The 15,517-nt window shown below is 69.5% G+C and carries 16 protein-coding genes; 7 read left to right on the forward strand and 9 right to left on the reverse strand.

Going from position 1 to position 15,517, the window contains the following annotated elements:
* Positions 1-431 precede the first annotated feature (431 nt).
* A complete protein-coding gene (locus tag AC1HFH_RS00620; RefSeq protein ID WP_480245472.1) occupies positions 432-839 on the forward strand; it encodes an SdpI family protein in 408 nt (135 codons plus the stop codon).
* Positions 840-1,025: 186 nt separating this feature from the next.
* On the opposite strand, the gene AC1HFH_RS00625 is transcribed toward AC1HFH_RS00620, so the two are convergent.
* Positions 1,026-1,712, reverse strand: a complete 687-nt coding sequence (locus AC1HFH_RS00625) for an SDR family oxidoreductase (protein ID WP_480245473.1) — start codon at positions 1,710-1,712, stop codon at positions 1,026-1,028.
* 199 nt (positions 1,713-1,911) lie between these two features.
* Here AC1HFH_RS00625 and AC1HFH_RS00630 point away from each other — a divergent pair, with 199 nt between their 5' ends.
* Positions 1,912-2,496, forward strand: a complete 585-nt coding sequence (locus AC1HFH_RS00630; RefSeq protein WP_480245474.1) for a DUF6069 family protein — start codon at positions 1,912-1,914, stop codon at positions 2,494-2,496.
* 44 nt (positions 2,497-2,540) lie between these two features.
* Positions 2,541-3,878, forward strand: coding sequence for a glucosylglycerate hydrolase (ggh, locus tag AC1HFH_RS00635; protein WP_480245475.1), 1,338 nt, complete (start codon positions 2,541-2,543; stop codon positions 3,876-3,878).
* A gap of 40 nt (positions 3,879-3,918) precedes the next feature.
* Here the strand turns inward: ggh and AC1HFH_RS00640 are convergent, their stop codons facing one another.
* The 4 genes from AC1HFH_RS00640 to AC1HFH_RS00655 all read right to left on the reverse strand — a co-directional run bounded on the left by AC1HFH_RS00640 (position 3,919) and on the right by AC1HFH_RS00655 (position 8,006).
* Positions 3,919-5,985, reverse strand: coding sequence for a PhoX family protein (locus tag AC1HFH_RS00640; RefSeq protein WP_480245476.1), 2,067 nt, complete (start codon positions 5,983-5,985; stop codon positions 3,919-3,921).
* A 146-nt stretch (positions 5,986-6,131) separates the two neighbouring features.
* The gene (locus AC1HFH_RS00645; RefSeq protein WP_480245477.1) at positions 6,132-6,671 is read right to left on the reverse strand and encodes a hypothetical protein; all 540 of its coding nucleotides are present in this window, start codon (positions 6,669-6,671) and stop codon (positions 6,132-6,134) included.
* A 134-nt stretch (positions 6,672-6,805) separates the two neighbouring features.
* The gene (locus AC1HFH_RS00650; RefSeq protein ID WP_480245478.1) at positions 6,806-7,102 is read right to left on the reverse strand and encodes a hypothetical protein; all 297 of its coding nucleotides are present in this window, start codon (positions 7,100-7,102) and stop codon (positions 6,806-6,808) included.
* A gap of 109 nt (positions 7,103-7,211) precedes the next feature.
* Positions 7,212-8,006, reverse strand: coding sequence for an LLM class F420-dependent oxidoreductase (locus AC1HFH_RS00655; RefSeq protein ID WP_480245479.1), 795 nt, complete (start codon positions 8,004-8,006; stop codon positions 7,212-7,214).
* 321 nt (positions 8,007-8,327) lie between these two features.
* Here AC1HFH_RS00655 and AC1HFH_RS00660 point away from each other — a divergent pair, with 321 nt between their 5' ends.
* Both AC1HFH_RS00660 and AC1HFH_RS00665 read left to right on the forward strand, forming a co-directional pair.
* On the forward strand, positions 8,328-9,401 hold the full coding sequence (locus tag AC1HFH_RS00660; RefSeq protein WP_480245480.1) for an ABC transporter ATP-binding protein: 1,074 nt from the start codon (positions 8,328-8,330) through the stop codon (positions 9,399-9,401).
* A 122-nt stretch (positions 9,402-9,523) separates the two neighbouring features.
* Positions 9,524-10,171, forward strand: a complete 648-nt coding sequence (locus AC1HFH_RS00665) for an NADPH-dependent F420 reductase (RefSeq protein ID WP_480245481.1) — start codon at positions 9,524-9,526, stop codon at positions 10,169-10,171.
* Positions 10,172-10,256: 85 nt separating this feature from the next.
* Here the strand turns inward: AC1HFH_RS00665 and AC1HFH_RS00670 are convergent, their stop codons facing one another.
* On the reverse strand, positions 10,257-10,799 hold the full coding sequence (locus AC1HFH_RS00670) for a winged helix-turn-helix transcriptional regulator (protein WP_480245482.1): 543 nt from the start codon (positions 10,797-10,799) through the stop codon (positions 10,257-10,259).
* A gap of 108 nt (positions 10,800-10,907) precedes the next feature.
* Here AC1HFH_RS00670 and AC1HFH_RS00675 point away from each other — a divergent pair, with 108 nt between their 5' ends.
* Together AC1HFH_RS00675 and AC1HFH_RS00680 are read left to right on the forward strand one after the other, a co-directional pair.
* Positions 10,908-12,077 (forward strand): thiolase family protein, encoded by a 1,170-nt coding sequence (locus AC1HFH_RS00675; protein ID WP_480245483.1) that lies wholly within the window; start codon positions 10,908-10,910, stop codon positions 12,075-12,077.
* A gap of 19 nt (positions 12,078-12,096) precedes the next feature.
* Entirely contained in the window at positions 12,097-13,062 is a 966-nt protein-coding gene (locus AC1HFH_RS00680; protein WP_480245484.1) for an o-succinylbenzoate synthase, read from the forward strand.
* A gap of 93 nt (positions 13,063-13,155) precedes the next feature.
* Here the strand turns inward: AC1HFH_RS00680 and AC1HFH_RS00685 are convergent, their stop codons facing one another.
* The 3 genes from AC1HFH_RS00685 to AC1HFH_RS00695 are packed head-to-tail and all read right to left on the reverse strand — an operon-like array spanning position 13,156 to position 15,383.
* Positions 13,156-13,980: an alpha/beta fold hydrolase gene (locus tag AC1HFH_RS00685; protein ID WP_480245485.1), complete on the reverse strand. Its 825-nt coding sequence runs from the start codon at positions 13,978-13,980 to the stop codon at positions 13,156-13,158.
* A 59-nt stretch (positions 13,981-14,039) separates the two neighbouring features.
* On the reverse strand, positions 14,040-14,570 hold the full coding sequence (locus AC1HFH_RS00690) for a TIGR04338 family metallohydrolase (RefSeq protein WP_480245486.1): 531 nt from the start codon (positions 14,568-14,570) through the stop codon (positions 14,040-14,042).
* Positions 14,571-14,573: 3 nt separating this feature from the next.
* Positions 14,574-15,383, reverse strand: coding sequence for a DUF2786 domain-containing protein (locus AC1HFH_RS00695; RefSeq protein ID WP_480247993.1), 810 nt, complete (start codon positions 15,381-15,383; stop codon positions 14,574-14,576).
* Positions 15,384-15,517: the final 134 nt, after the last annotated feature.

Raw genomic sequence — 15,517 nt, forward strand, 5'->3', positions numbered from 1 at the left:
CAGCGCTCGGCAACCACACACCCGACCGTCCCGTGCCGGACTCCGAGAACGCACCCGCCCACAGGATTCGGCCGGAGTCGCAGCGGCAGCATTCACCAGCGATGATCACCTACCCGCCGGACCGCGACGTCGAGGCCATTGCCGACTGCACGACACGGCTGACCGCCTCGCCTGATCGCGGCCGAACACAGCAGCCGCCCACCGGCCGAGTCACGCCGGGTGCGCTCACACAGAATGGACGGTGTGAAGCTCCCCGCAGCAGCCACGGGTAGGTCCGGCCGAGACGGTCAGCGAACATGAGTACCCACGCGCGCCGAACAGGGGCACCCGCGCCTTCGACGACGGACCCCGGGCACTCACCGCGTGTGGAGCGCATCACCCTGCGCAGACGGGCCGGGTCGGCTGCCGATCGGGTGCGCTAACCTGCAGGGATGGTCGTCGTAGCCGTTGTCTTGTTCGTCCTGGCTGCTGTCTCGCTGGCGACGGGTGCGCTCGGGCTGACCGGCCGGCTGCCGCGGAACCGGTTCGTCGGTGTGCACACCGAGGCGGCGCTGCACAGCGACGAGAACTTCCGGATCGCCAATCGGATCGCCGCGCCGACGTCGGTCGGCGCCGGGCTGCTGCTGGCCGCCGGTGGACTGGTCGCCCTGGTGGCCGGTGGTGTCGCCGCCCTCGGGATCGCGGCGGTCGTCGCGGTGCTGGCCCTGTTCACCCTCGGCGCCGGTGCGAATGCCGCCGCCCGCACGGTCGAACCGCTGCTGCCGCCGGCTCCGGCCGGGGGATGCGGCAGCTCCTGCGGTGCCTGCTCGTTGAAGGACACCTGCGCACCGTCGGCCTGAGGCCGACGCTCCGCCGCGCGGCCGAGCCCCCTGGCCGCGCCCGGAGGACGTGCGCCGCTCCGTCCTCAGTCGTCGCTCATCGGCGGGCGGAGCCGGTGCGATACCCGGATCCTTCGACCGGACCACCGCCCGAGACGAGCGGGGCAGGATCGCTTCGGCCGGGTGCACCCTCGATGCGCGAATCGGTCAGCCGCGATAGGGCCGCAGCACGACTTCGGTCGGCTGGGCATCGCGCGGAGTGCGGACTGCGTTGCCGACTGCCGCGGCCACGGTCGGCGGCGTGAGGAATTCCGCCGGGTCGTAGTCGCGGCCCTCCCCGGCGACGATCTCGCGCTGCATATCGGTGTCGATCCGGCCCGGATGGACCGAGGTGACGCGCAGTTCCGGTTCCTCCAGCCGCAGGGCGTCGCCGAAAGCGCGCAGACCGAACTTCGAGGCCGCGTAGGAAGCCCATCCGGCATTGGCACGCAGACCGGCGCCGGAATTGATCAGCACCACGTGGCCGTGGGCGGCGCGTAGCGCGGGCAGCAGCAGCCGAGTGAGTTCGGCGACCGAGATCAGGTTGGCGTCCAGGGTGCGCTGCCACTGCTGCACGGACGACTCCGCGATCGACCCGAGATCGGCGATACCGGCATTGTGCACCAGCACGTCGAGACGTTCGATCGGCGCGGCCGCCGCCGCGACGGCGGGATAGTCGGTGAGTTCCACCGGCCAGCCGCGGGCGCCCGGCAGCTCCGCCAGGATCGGCTCCAGCGCCGCGGCGGAGCGGGCACCGAGCAGCAGGTCGTGGGTCGGCGCGAGTTCCCGGGCGATGGCGGCACCGAGACCCCGGGCGCCACCGGTGATCAGAGCGAGTGGACGGTTTTCGGTCACCGCCCCACGGTACGGCCACCGGGCACACGCCGGTCCGCAGCCGTCGCGGGTGACCGGCCCGGCGGCACGGCCACCGTCCCGCGCGGGCCGGAGCTGCTCCGGGCACCCGCCGGTGGCGGCACCCGGTCGGCCGCGATATCGGGCACCGGATCGGCGCGTACGCCGGGCGACACCGCCGGCACCCGAGTACCTTCGACACATGACCGACCCTCGCTACCCCGGGAGCCCGTCCAACGATCCCTATCGGCAGTCCCAGTACTCGCAGGGTGCGCAGTCGGGTGCGTACCCGCAGTCCGGGTACGGCCAGGGCTATCCTCAGCCCGCCTATCAGCAGCCGGGTGAACCGCGCCGCGTGGTCAACGCCGGCCGGTTGTGGGCCGGCGGCGTCGGCGCCGCGCTGGTGGTGGCGCTGCTGATCATCGTCTCCATCATGCTGGTGCGCGGCGTGCTGGGCATCGCCCTGCTCGCCCCGGACGGTTCCGGCACCTACGGCAACAGCTCCACCACCTCCTACGCGCTGCTCGGCGCATTCCTGACCCTGGTCGCCACGGCGCTGCTGCACATGGTGCTGATGTTCATGCCGCGGCCGATGACGTTCTTCTACTGGATCTGTGCCCTGTTCACCGCTGCCGCGGCCCTGCTGCCGTTCACGCTGATCGCCGACACCTCCCCGAAGATCGCCACCGCCGTCATCAACGCCCTCGCCTGCATCTGCGCGATGTCGTTGCTCGGCGGAATCGGCAACAACTGCGTGAGCTACACCACCGACCCAGAGCGGCCCTGACCACTCGGCGAGCAAAGCCCGGCGCACAGTCCCAGAATGGTTGGATGACGAACCCGGGCTTCACCCCCACTCAGCTCGCCGCCCGTGCGGCCTATCTGCTTCGGGGTAACGACCTGGGCACCATGACGAGCGCCGCGCCCCGGCTCTATCCGCACATGTGGAGCTGGGACGCGGCGTTCGTCGCTGTCGGGCTGGCGCCGTTGAGCGTGGAACGCGCGGTGGTGGAGCTGGACACCCTGCTCTCGGCGCAATGGCACAACGGGATGATCCCGCACATCGTCTTCGCCAACGGCGTGGACGGCTACTTCCCCGGACCGGCGCGATGGGAATGCCGACGGCTGGCCGCCAATGCCCCCGACGGACCGGACACCTCCGGGATCACCCAGCCACCGGTGCATGCCATCGCGGTGCAGCGGATCCTGGACCACTCCCGCCGGCACGGCCGCAGCACCCGGTCGGTCGCCGAGGAATTCCTCAACCGGCGCTGGCCGGATCTGGTGCGCTGGCACCGGTGGCTGGCGTTCGCCCGCGACCCGAAGGGCGACGGCCGGATCACGCTGTACCACGGCTGGGAATCGGGGATGGACAACTCGCCGCGCTGGGATCGCGCCTACGAGAACGTGATCCCGGGCGATCTGCCGCCGTATCAGCGCGCCGACACCACCGTGATCACCGACCCCTCGCAGCGGCCGACCGACCGCGAATACGACCGGTATCTCTGGCTCGTCGAGCAGATGCGCCGGGCCCGCTACGACGACGATGCGCTCGCCGAGACGATGAGCTTCGCGGTGCAGGACGTCTTCGTCACCGCGATCTTCGCGCTGTCCTGCGAGGTGCTCGCCGATATCGGCGAGGAGTACCGGCTGCCACGTGCGGATGTGCGGGATCTGCAGACCTGGGCGGCGCGCTTCCGGACCGGAGTCGTCGCCACCACCGATGCCCGCACCGGGGCCGCCCGCGACTTCGATGTCCGCGCTCAGCGCTGGATCGGCACCGAGACGCTGGCGATGTTCGCGCCACTGCTGTGCGGTGGCCTGCCGCGCGATGTGGAACGGACCCTGCTGCGCACCTTCGAGGGGCCGCGGTTCTGCGGCCACCCGGATCTGCGGTACGCCCTGCCCCCGTCCACCTCGCCGGTGGCCAAGGACTTCCGCCGCCGCGAGTACTGGCGCGGCCCGGTCTGGCCGGTGATGAGCTGGCTGTTCTCCTGGGTGTTCGCCCGGCGCGGCTGGGCCGAACGCGCCCTGACGTTGCGCACCGAAGGTCTGCGACAGGCCACCGACGGCACCTTCGCCGAGTACTACGACCCGTTCTCCGGCGCCCCGCTGGGCAGTATGCAGCAGTCCTGGACCGCCGCCTCGGTACTGGACTGGCTGGGCTGACCGGGCGGGAGCGCCGGGCGCGGCACTCCCGCCCGGGCGGTCACATGCCGATCCGGCCTGCGTCGGCCTTCCACACCACGGCCACCGACGGCCGGGGCTGGGCGCTGCCACCGTCGGGCCAGTGCGAGGCCGGGTTGTCCGGGGTGGCGTCGTCGGAGTCACCGGGGTGCTGCACACAGACCAGGACGCGTTCCTCGGTCACGATCGGGCCGCAGGTCTCGGCGCCCTTCGGCACGGTCAGGAACTGCTTGGTATCACCGCGGCGGTCGCCGTCGAGCACCACCGAGAAGAGGCCGTCGTTGGAGCCCAGGGCGTTGCCGTCGGTGGAGACCCACAGGTTGCCGTAGGAGTCGAAGGCCAGGTTGTCCGGGCAGGAGATCGGGCTGACCTGGGACTTGTCGAATCCGCCGAAGTAGGTGTCGGCGGCGGACGGGTCACCACAGACCAGCAGCAGCGACCAGGTGAACTCGGTGCCGGTGTGATCGTCGTCGAGCTCGAGCACCTGGCCGTTCTTGTTCAGGTTGCGCGGGTTGGCCTCGTCGACGCCCGGGTAGTCGTCCTTGCCGCGGTTCTTGTTGTTGGTCAGCGCGACGTAGACCTTGCCGGTCACCGGATTGGGTTCGAAATCCTCCGGGCGGTCCATCTTGGTGGCACCGACCTTGTCGCCGGCCAGGCGGGTGAACACCGCGACCTCCTCGGCCGACATCCCGTCGACCAGCGACTCGCCCTTCCCGTCCGCACCGGTCTTCAGCAGCGGGATCCACCGGCCCTTACCGGTGAAGCCGCCGTCCGGGACCTCGCCGGAACCGTCGATCTCGCCGGCGTGATCACCGGTCAGCTTCGCGACGTACAGCGTGCCCTCGTCGAGGATGGTCATGTTGTGCCGCATACTGGCGGCGCCCATGCCGGGCTGCACCTTCTTGGCGGAGACGAACTTGTACATGTAGTCGAAGCGCTCGTCGTCACCGCTGTAGGCGACGACGCTGCCGTCGTCGGTCACGTGGATGGTCGCGGCCTCGTGCTTGAACCGGCCCAGCGCGCTGTGCTTCACCGGGGTCGACTTCGCATCCCACGGGTTGACCTCGACCACGTAGCCGAACCGGTTGACCTCGTTGGGTTCCCGGGCGATGTCGAAGCGCTCGTCGAAGCGCTCCCACTTGCGGTCGGAGGCACCGCCCTCGATGCCGTACCGCTGCAGCCGCTCGGCCGCCTTCGCGTCGGTCACCGATTCGGCGTTGCCGAAGTACTGGTTGAAGTTCTCCTCACCGGAGAGCACCGTGCCCCACGGGGTGAGCCCGCCGGAGCAGTTGTTCAGCGTGCCGAGCACCTTGGTCCCGGTCGCATCCGCACCGGTCTTCAGCAGGTCGCTGCCCGCGGCCGGCCCACGCACCTCGAACTCGGTGTCGGCGGTGATCCGCCGGTTGTACTTGCCGAATACCGGTTTCAGCTCGCCCGAGCCGGACTCACCCTGCACCTCGAGCACGGACAGGCCATGTGCGGCGATCGCGATGTCGAACTGTTCGCGGGTCGGCTTCTCCTCGTCGTAGCCGCGGAACATCATCGGCTCGGTCGTGTACTCGTGGCTGACCACGAACAGGTACCGGCCGGCCTCGCCCTCGATCGGCAGCAGGCCCGCGAAATCGCAGTTGTAGCCGAACTGCTGCGCCTGGGCCGCCGCTGATTGGTCGTCGAAATCGAACTCCGGTGCGTCCGGCAGGACCGGATCGCCCCAGCGGATCAGCACCGACTGCTCGTAGCCCTCGGGGATGACCACGGCATCCTCGGTGTTGGGGGCGACTGCGGTGAAGTCGGTGCCGGCAGGTGCGGCGCCGTCGGCGGTACCGGTCGGGTCACCCGAGGTGTCGGAGCCCTCGTCACCGCATGCGGCGAGGACGCTACCGGCGCCGACGGCGAGGACGGCCGCGGCGCCGCCTTTCAGCAGGCCACGCCGGTTCAGCGAGCTGACGATATCGCCGAAGTATTCGCCCGCCGAGTTGTTCGGGACCTGGTGGAAGCAGGCGTCACCACACTTGTACCGGCACGTCATGGCGGTACGGGACGAGTGACCGTCGTGCTTCACGAACAGAGACAGCGGTTTGAGGCTCACGGTTTCTCCTGGCGGTAGTGCGGTTGCGGCGCACGCTAAACGCCGCAAACGTTTGCCAGGGAACTGCCAGATGAACAACCGCCCAATTAGGCGACGCTAACCGGACCGCGGCTCCAGGTTGCCGGCCGCGGTCCGGTAGGCGCAGATCATCCCTGGTAGTTGCTGAAATCGCCGCGCCAGATCAGATCCCCCGAAGTGATCACCGCCGGGTTCAGATCCGCCATGGAAACCACGAAGGCCACCTTGACGGTCTGCTTGGAGCCGGGCGGCAGCTTGCCTTCGAGGTTCCCGTAGTAGGCCTGCTCGTAGTTGCCGTAGGTCTGCTCGGCAGCCACCCCGTCTTCGCCGTACACCAGGGTCGGCGTCGACCAGCGGTCGAGCGTGCTGTCGCTGGTGTTGTTCAGTTGGAAGGAGAACACCGACATGACGCCGCCGTCTTCGAGTTCTTCCTCGGTCACCGAACGAATGGCGACCTCGACGCCCGATTCCTCCAGGGTGCCGACATCACCCGGGTTCAGCACGCCCTCCGGATTCGGCGTTGCCGGTGCCGCCGACGAGGTCGGCGAACTCTCGGCGGACGAGGTCGGGGTGGCGGCCGGCCCGGTCGGATCCTCGTCCTGGCATCCGGCCAGCAGGATTGCTGCGGCGACGACGGCAGTGGCGGATACAGCGGTGCGAAGTTTCACGGACTTCCCCTCAATTCGAAACGCGAACGGGGGCGTCCATGCGAGATCTCCCCCCGGTACAACACGGGAGAGCTTATCGCGCAGCGCGATATCGCGGCGCCCACCCCGGAGCGGGCGCCGCAGCGAACGGTCGATCAGTGCTCGTCGTAGTGCCCCTGATGGGCTGCGTGCCGATGCCCGTCGTGGATGTAGTCGACGTGGTCACCGTGCGGCACGGCGACATGACCACAGCCTTCGCCGTGGACGTGATCGTGACCGGTGTGCTCGACGTGCCCGGCGGTCTCGCATTCGTCGTAGTGGCCGTCGTGTGCCCGGTGCAGATGCCCGTCGTGGACATAGTCGACATGGTCACCGTGCGGCACAGCGACATGGCCGCAACCGGCACCATGGGTATGGGCATGACCGGTGTGCTCGGTATGTGCAGTGGTCATCTGTGCGCCTCTTTCCTGGACAGGTGCATATTTCCGACCCAGGGCGGCAAAGCTCTCGCCCATTCCACATTAACACTTGCGCATCTGTGCGCATTTGCCGAGCGATCGCCTAGGCGAGTCCGGTGAGCTCCTCGGGATTCACTTCGTCGCGCCATTCGATCGCCCGCCGCAGCTCGGTCAGATCGTAATCCGGTCCGCCGACACCCACGGTGAACAACGTGACCCCGGCGGCGTGCAATGCGGGCGCCTGTTCGACCCCGGGCCATTGCACGGAGCGCTCGATCCGGCTTTCGTCGGCACCGATCGCGGCGGCATGCCCGGCGAGCACCGAATTCTTGTGCTCGAGGGTGCCGAGATCGGCGAAAGTGTGCCAGATATCGGCATATTCGGCGACCAGACGCAGCGTCTTACGCTCCCCACCGCCACCGATCAGAATCGGAATCCGGCGCGTCGGAGCGGGATTCAGTTTGTCCAGCCGTGCGGTCAACCGCGCCATGTTCTCCCGCAGCAGGTTCAACCGGGTTCCGGGGGTGCCGAATTCGTAGCCGTATTCGTCGTAGTCGCGCTGGAACCAGCCCCCGCCGATACCGAGGATCAACCGGCCGTCGCTGATGTGGTCGACGGTGCGGGCCATATCGGCGAGCAGATCCGGGTTCCGGTAGCCGCCGCCGGTGACCAGGGCGCCGATCTCGACCCGTTCGGTCTGTTCCGCCCAGGCGCCGAGCATCGTCCAGCACTCGAAATGCGCCCCGGCGGGATCACCGTAGAGCGGATAGAAATGATCCCAGTTGAACACGATGTCCACTCCGGCGTCCTCGGCCCGTAGCACCGCGTCCCGGATCAGCCGGTACTCGGGGGCGTGCTGGGGGTGGAGCTGAACTCCGATACGAACCGGTCGAGCCATCTGCCGTACTCCTGTCGTGAGCGGTGCGGACGCCAGCGAGAATCCGAGTCGAGGCTACCGCCGGTTGCCGGGATCGGCTCCCGCACCACCACGACTTGACCTGAACTTCACTTCAGGTTCAAGGATGGCCGGTACCGGGCCGCCACCGGTCCGGACGCGGCGCCCGCCGGTCCCGTACACCCCCGGCGGGCACCGCACTTTCCGTGCGCAGGACCGCGCGGCGGTGCCCACCCGGGTACGATCCGCGAGCGAACCGCACGGTTCGGACCCCTTTACTCGGATCGTCCGGCACGTTCCTGCCGGTGATGGGATGTACTACGCATGGCTACGGTGACCTTCGACCGCACCACCCGGCTGTATCCGGGCGCGACCCGACCCGCCGTCGACCAGCTCGACCTGGAGATCGCCGACGGTGAGTTCCTGGTCCTGGTCGGCCCGTCCGGCTGCGGCAAATCCACATCGCTGCGGATGCTGGCCGGACTCGAGGAGGTGAACGGCGGCCGGATCGTCATCGGCGAGCGCGACGTCACCCATATCGAACCCAAGGAACGCGATATCGCCATGGTGTTCCAGAACTATGCGCTCTACCCGCATATGTCGGTCGCGGAGAACATGGGTTTCGCGCTCAAACTCGCCAAGGTGTCGAAGGCGGAACGGAGCGAGCGGGTGCAGGCGGCAGCCGAACTGCTGGATCTGGTGCCGTTCCTGGACCGCAAACCCAAGGCGCTCTCCGGCGGCCAGCGGCAGCGGGTGGCGATGGGCCGGGCGATCGTGCGGCAGCCGCAGGTGTTCCTGATGGACGAGCCGCTGTCCAACCTCGATGCCAAGCTGCGGGTGCAGACCCGCACCCAGATCGCGCAGTTGCAGCGCCGGCTCGGCACCACCACCGTCTACGTCACCCACGATCAGGTCGAGGCGATGACCATGGGCGACCGGGTGGCGGTGTTGCGCGACGGACTGCTGCAGCAGTGCGCCGCACCCCGCGACCTGTACCGGGACCCGGCGAACATGTTCGTGGCCGGATTCATGGGCTCACCGGCGATGAACCTGTTCACGCTGCCGGTGACGGACGGAACGGTGACGGTGGGCGGACATCGGATTCCGGTGCCCCGCACCGTCGTCGACGCCGGCGCCGGAACCGTGGTGCTCGGCGTACGACCCGAGCACCTGGAGACCGGGTCGGCCGGCGTCCAGGTCGAAGTCGATGTGATCGAGGAACTCGGCTCCGATGCCTACATCTACGGCCGCACCCTCGGCACCGACGGTCCCGGCGAATCCATCGTCGCCCGGGTCGACTGGCGCAACCCGCCCACCAAGGGCGCCCGGCTGCACCTCGACGCCGATGCCGAACACGTGTACTTCTTCGATGCCGAATCGGGCCGGCGCCTGCGCTGACCCGCCGCGGGTTCACCCAGAGCGGAACACCACGCACCCGTACCCGGCACGGCCTACTCTCGACACCGACCACACTCGGCGATATCGAGGACCGCCCCGCGCCGGGCGGGGCGGGAGCAGAAATGAAGATCGCAGTTCTGGGCACCGGACAGGTCGGCCGGCGGCTGGCGAGCAGGTTCGCCGAACTCGGCCACCCGGTCACGATGGGCTCCCGGACCGCCGACAATCCCGATGCCGCGGCCTGGGCCGCCGAAACCGGCGGTGCGCACGCCACCTTCGCCGTTGCGGCGGCCGCGAGCGAACTGATCGTGAACGCCACCTCCGGCCTGGTGTCGCTGGCCGCACTGACCGCTGCCGGTGCCGACAATCTGGACGGCAAGATCATCGTCGACGTCTCCAATCCGCTCGACTTCTCACAGGGATTTCCGCCCCGGCTGCTGCCACCGGCGGCGGGCAGCGTCGCCGAGGAGATCCAGCAGGCATTTCCCGGCGCCCGGGTGGTGAAGACGCTGAACACGATGAACAACCACGTGATGGTGGATCCCGGGCGGGTTCCCGGGCCGCACAATGTGTTCCTCAGTGGCGACGATGCGGCGGCGAAGACCGAGGTCGCCACCTTGCTCGGCGAATTCGGCTGGCCCACCGAGCGGATCATCGATCTCGGCGCCCTGCACACCGCACGCAGCACCGAACCGGTGGTTCTGCTGTGGGTGAGCCTGTATCAGGCGCTGGGCAGCGATGACATCAATATCGCCGTGCACCACGGCTGATCCGGGCTCGGCAGCGACGTTGTCCGGCCTCCCCGCACAGCACGGTGGCCCCTGCAGAGCAGCGGATGGGAGTCCGGGTAGTTCGTTACTCGGCGCTGACCTCGGCCGGCGAACCCGGCGCGGACGTTTCGGCCCGCCGGTCGCGATAGGCCAGGTATTCCGGATTGACCCGCACGCCGAGGCGTTCGAGCCCGATCTCGTCGCCCTCGGCGTTGCGGAGTTCGACACGAACGGGTGACCCGGTTTCCGCGTCCACCCGCTGCAGCGGCGCCGGGCCGGGCTGCAGATAGGTGTCACCCCACTGCCAGAGCGCCACCACGGCGGGCAGCAGATCGCGGCCCTGCTGGGTGAGCACGTACTCGTACCGGGTGCGTTTACCCGCCTCCCGGTACGGCTGTTTGGCGAGCAGACCGGCCGCGGTGAGCTTGCGCAGCTGTGCGGCCGCGGCGGCGTCGGTGATGCCGACTCGCGCGGCGAAACCGTCGAACCGGCGGGTGCCGTAGTAGGCCTCGCGCAGGATGAGCACGGCCGAGCGCGTGCCGACCACTGCCATCGCCCGCGCGATGGAGCAGCCGGCCGGATCCCAGGAGCCGAGATCGGCCAGTGCACCTTCCATCACCGCAGACATGTGATCCATCGTACCGACTGCTTACTTGTGCTGACTGAAGTCAGGTACCTATGCTGACTTTATAGAACAGAAGCCAGACTGCGGTCCGGCCTGCATTCGGAGGGAACCATGAGAGACGCGGTCATCGTCGAAGCCGTTCGCACCCCGATCGGGAAGGGCAAGCCGAGCGGCGCTCTGCACGACATCCATCCCGTCGACCTGCTCGCACACAGCCTGAAGGCGGTGATCGATCGCACCGGCTTGGACCCGGCTCTGATCGACGATGTGATCGGCGGCAACGTCACCCAGGTCGGTGAACAGGGCGCGAACCTGACCCGCCGAGCCGCGCTGGCGGCCGGCTACCCGGAATCGGTGCCCGCGACAACCGTCGACCGGCAGTGCGGGAGCAGCCAGCAGGCCATCCACTTCGCCGCCCAGGGCGTGATCGCCGGGGCCTACGACATCGTGGTCGCCGCCGGGGTGGAATCCATGGGTCGAGTACCCATGGGCAACAACCTGATCGGCGCCGAGGACATCACGGGAGCGGCCTTCGCCGAACGCTATCCGGACGGCATGGTCTCGCAGGGCATCGGCTCCGAACTCATCGCCGCGAAATGGGGCCTGTCCCGGACCCGACTCGACGAATTCGCCCTGACCAGCCATGATCGGGCGGCGAAAGCCACCGCCGACGGGCGCTTCGCAGCGGAACTCGCCCCGATCGGAGGCCTCACCGCCGACGAGGGAATCCGCCCCGGCGGCGACCCGGCGACCATGGCGAACCTGCGCCCGGCCTACTACGACCCGGCGATGGCCGAACGCTTCCCGCAGATCGGCTGGCGGATCACCGCGGGCAACGCCAGCCCGCTCAGCGACGGCAGCGCCGCGGTGCTGATCATGACCGGGGAACGGGCCGAACAGCTGGGTCTGCGCCCGCTGGCCCGGCTGCACAGCTTCGCCGTTGCCGGTGACGATCCGCTGCTGATGCTCACCGCGGTCATCCCGGCCACCGAGAAGGTCCTGCACCGATCCGGCCTGACCCTCGCCGATATCGACCTGTTCGAGGTGAACGAGGCCTTCTCGCCGGTGGTACTGGCCTGGGCCCAGGAGACCGGCGCCGACCTCGGAAAAGTGAACGTGAACGGCGGCGCCCTCGCGATCGGCCACCCGCTCGGCGCCTCCGGCGCCCGGCTGGCCACCACCCTGGTCCACGCCATGCAGCAGCGCGAGGCCCGCTACGGCCTGCAGACCATGTGCGAGGCCGGCGGCCTGGCCAACGCCACCATCTACGAGCGGCTCTGATCCGAGTACTGTTCCCTCGATGGGTGCCCAGACCTTCGTCTATGCGATTCCCCTGCGGACCCGGTTCCGGGGAATCACCGTCCGAGAGGGAATGCTGGTCCGGGGTGAGCTGGGCTGGGGCGAGTTCTGCCCGTTTCCCGAGTACGACGACCGGGAAGCAGCCGGCTGGCTGGCGACCGCCCTGGAGCAGGCGAACCACGGGTGGCCGGAACCCGTTCGGGAACGGGTTCCGGTCAACTGCATCGTGCCGGCGGTGGCACCCGGGCAGGCCGCCCGGATGGTGGCCGAATCCGGATGTCGCACGGCCAAAGTGAAGGTCGCCGACCGGGCGGGTTCCGCCGCCGAGGATCTCGCCCGGGTGGCCGCCGTGCGCACTGCCCTCGGCCCCTCCGGCGCGATCCGGGTGGATGCCAACGCCGCATGGGAGGTGGATACCGCTGTCCGGCGGCTCACCGAACTGGACCGGGCCGCCGGTGGGTTGCAGTACGCCGAACAGCCCTGCCGCACCGCGGAAGAACTCGCCGCCGTGCGGGAACGATGCGGGGTGCGGATCGCCGCCGACGAATCGATCCGCCGGGCCGCCGATCCGCTGCACGCGGCCGTCACCGATGCGGCCGACGTGGCGATCGTCAAATGCACTCCACTCGGCGGCGTCCGCCGATCGCTACAGGTGGCCGCAGCGGTCGGCCTGCCCGCCGTGGTCTCCTCCGCCCTGGAGACCAGCGTCGGCCTGTCCGCCCAGCTCGCCCTCGCGGGCGCCCTCCCCGACCTCGAATTCGCCTGCGGCCTGGGCACGATGAACCTCTTCACCGGCGACCTGGTCGCCGGCTCCCTGCGGCCGACCGACGGATGGCTGCCGGTGCTGCACCGGCCGCCGACCCCGGAACCCGCTCTGCTCGAGCAATACCGGCACCCGGATCCGGACCGGGTGCGGTGGTGGACCGACCGTTTCGAACGGGTGCTGGAACTGACCGGGGATCGGTGACGCCCGATCCGAGTACCACCGGTAGCGCTCGGCGGGCGCCGGCTACCTGCCGAGCACCGGGGACCGGCAGGTACCGGAGCACGATGGGCCGATTCAGCCGGGCAGGACCTCGCGGAGCCGGGCCGCGAAGCCCGCCGGATCGGCGACGAACCCGATATGGTCCCCGGGGAACAGCACCGGCTCCGTCCCCAGTCCCGCCGCCAGCGCACGCGAGGTCCGATCACAGAACTGGCCGGCCGAATCGGCACCGATCCCCACCACGATGCGTGTCGGCCCCGCCGCGAGCCGGTGCAGATCGGGCTCCCATCCCGTGGTCCCCCGGAGTTCGTGGTCGAACCAGTACCGTTCCGAAGCCACATCCGGGGCCGGGCGCTCGCCCCCGAACATCTCCTGCAGCACCGGGTCGGGTATCTCGATGTTCGCCGCCGCCATGAACTGCCGCCAGGCGCCGACGACATCACCGCAACGGTAGGTCTCGATCATCTCCTCGGTGGCCGCGGCATGCGGGGCGGGATCATCGAGCAGCTGCCGCAGCGGTGGCTCGTGGGCGATGGCCGTGGTCACCAGATCCGGGTAGGCACTCGCGAGGGCCAGTGCGCTCACCGCACCCCCGCTGGAGCCGAACACGACCGCCGGTCCCGCATCCACTGCTTCGATCAGCCGAGCCAGGTCGGAGCCTCGCAATTCGGGCGTCGAGTCCTGTTCCGGATCGGTCAGAACACTCCCCGCGTGCCCACGCGGATCGGTGGTGAGGACGGTGTGCTCCGCTGCGCAGGCGTCGGCCAGCGGCGCGAACGCCGCCGCGTTCATCGGCGCACCGGCCAGCACCAGCAGCGGTCCGGAGCCGCGCACCTCGTAGTGCAACTGGGCGCCGGGTACCTCGAGGGTGCCGCTGGTGACATCGGCGGTTTCGGTCATGGCTACTCCTGTATGTGGACAGTGCAAGCATCTGTCGAGACGGTCCCCGCGCCGCACATTCATCGCCGACCGGGCGGTCGGCCCAGCCGCACCCCGCAGCCCAGCATCGTCGAGCGCAACAACAGCGCCGCTTCCGGGCCGATCACGCCGTCCACCAGGTCGATGTAGCGGCTGCAGAATTCCGGACCGTGCGCGGGCGGCGCAGCGTCCGGTGCCAGGTGATGAGCGAGTTCGTGCAGCACCACCAGCTCCCGCAGTGCCCAGGCCGTCGAGCCGGTGTGCAGCGGGACAGCGAGCACCGCACCGGCCCGCTCGTAGTGCGCGGCCGCGGCACCCGCCCGGGAGCGCACTCGCACCGGTTCGGCGGCTCGCGGCCACTGCTCCCGCACCCAATTCAGTGCCAGCACGCGGTCGGCGTAGTCCTGTACCGATGCCACCGAGGCGAACCGGCGCTCCACCGGCAGCGTCAGCTGCGAACCGTGCACATCGACGGTCCGGTTACCGAACTCCTGCGCCCGATCGAAGGCACCGCGCACCAACTGTTCGGCGTCGTATACCCGGGCGCGCTGGGTATCCCGTGCGGCACCCACCGCTCACCGCAACTCGCCACGTGGTGCGGACAGCTCGGTGGAGGGCCCCAGGCGAGCCGCCCGGCCGGCCCGGTCGCCGGCCCGACGGGCTGCGGGAGCGTGCGCGGTCGAAGCGGCCGGGCCGCGCCAAGTGCCGCGTGCCCGCGAGGTGCGGGTATAGAAGTCGGTGAGGGCCAGGTCCTTGTCCCGCAGCGCCAGGGCGGTGCCGGCGGCGGATCCGGCGGCGTAGGTCCCGGCGGTCTCCTCGGTGACGACTTCGGCGCGCACCTCCGCGAGGCGGGCACCCACGCGCGCCGCGAAGGCCAGCTGGAAATTGAGCCGCGCGGTCACCTTCGCCACCGGGGCAGGCACCCGGCGGCGCACGGTCCGGCCGAACCGACGCTCGGTCACCACCTTCGTCACGGTGGCCTCCCGGTAGGCGCCGGATTCGAGGTACCGTTCGGCGGCCCGCACCATCTGCACGAGCAGGCTCGCGTACAACGCCTCGCAGGTGTCGATATCGGCGGCGAACCCGTAGGCGTACACCTCGGTGGAGGTGCGGGCGACATCGCAGCGCACCTCGTTGGCCGCGGCGATCGCCACGAACAGCTGCACGTAGGTCCGCAGCCCCTTCTTACCCGGTGCGCCGATCGGGATCACCCGCTGCACCGGGGTGGCCCGCCGCTCCCGACGGGCGATATGCGAGCGGGCGACCGCGAGATCGATGGACGATTTGGTGGCCAATCGCTGCGCCGCCGCCAGGAAGGTCTCGGCCTCGTGTTCGTTGTCGGTGGACTCGGCCTGGCGCAACAGCCCACCGATCCGGGTCAGCATCCGTTCCGAAGCGGGCGAGGTCGTCACACGGCGAGGCTACGACACGGCACCGACCGCTATACCACGCCCGGCCGCCGCGACCGGTGTCGACGGCCGAAACGGCAGCACGATCGGGCGCGTCCCATGATCACCAT

Source organism: Nocardia sp. KT25-26 (assembly GCF_056627695.1).

Excerpts from the sequence above, each read along its gene's own strand:
- AC1HFH_RS00695 (WP_480247993.1), bottom strand. The coding sequence starts at position 15,383 with ATGCTGACCCGGATCGGTGGGCTGTTGCGCCAGGCCGAGTCCACCGAC.
- AC1HFH_RS00630 (WP_480245474.1), top strand. The coding sequence starts at position 1,912 with ATGACCGACCCTCGCTACCCCGGGAGCCCGTCCAACGATCCCTATCGG.
- AC1HFH_RS00650 (WP_480245478.1), bottom strand. The coding sequence starts at position 7,102 with ATGACCACTGCACATACCGAGCACACCGGTCATGCCCATACCCATGGT.
- AC1HFH_RS00685 (WP_480245485.1), bottom strand. The coding sequence starts at position 13,980 with ATGACCGAAACCGCCGATGTCACCAGCGGCACCCTCGAGGTACCCGGC.
- AC1HFH_RS00680 (WP_480245484.1), top strand. The coding sequence starts at position 12,097 with ATGGGTGCCCAGACCTTCGTCTATGCGATTCCCCTGCGGACCCGGTTC.
- AC1HFH_RS00620 (WP_480245472.1), top strand. The coding sequence starts at position 432 with ATGGTCGTCGTAGCCGTTGTCTTGTTCGTCCTGGCTGCTGTCTCGCTG.
- AC1HFH_RS00665 (WP_480245481.1), top strand. The coding sequence starts at position 9,524 with ATGAAGATCGCAGTTCTGGGCACCGGACAGGTCGGCCGGCGGCTGGCG.
- AC1HFH_RS00670 (WP_480245482.1), bottom strand. The coding sequence starts at position 10,799 with ATGTCTGCGGTGATGGAAGGTGCACTGGCCGATCTCGGCTCCTGGGAT.
- AC1HFH_RS00675 (WP_480245483.1), top strand. The coding sequence starts at position 10,908 with ATGAGAGACGCGGTCATCGTCGAAGCCGTTCGCACCCCGATCGGGAAG.
- AC1HFH_RS00660 (WP_480245480.1), top strand. The coding sequence starts at position 8,328 with ATGGCTACGGTGACCTTCGACCGCACCACCCGGCTGTATCCGGGCGCG.
- ggh (WP_480245475.1), top strand. The coding sequence starts at position 2,541 with ATGACGAACCCGGGCTTCACCCCCACTCAGCTCGCCGCCCGTGCGGCC.
- AC1HFH_RS00655 (WP_480245479.1), bottom strand. The coding sequence starts at position 8,006 with ATGGCTCGACCGGTTCGTATCGGAGTTCAGCTCCACCCCCAGCACGCC.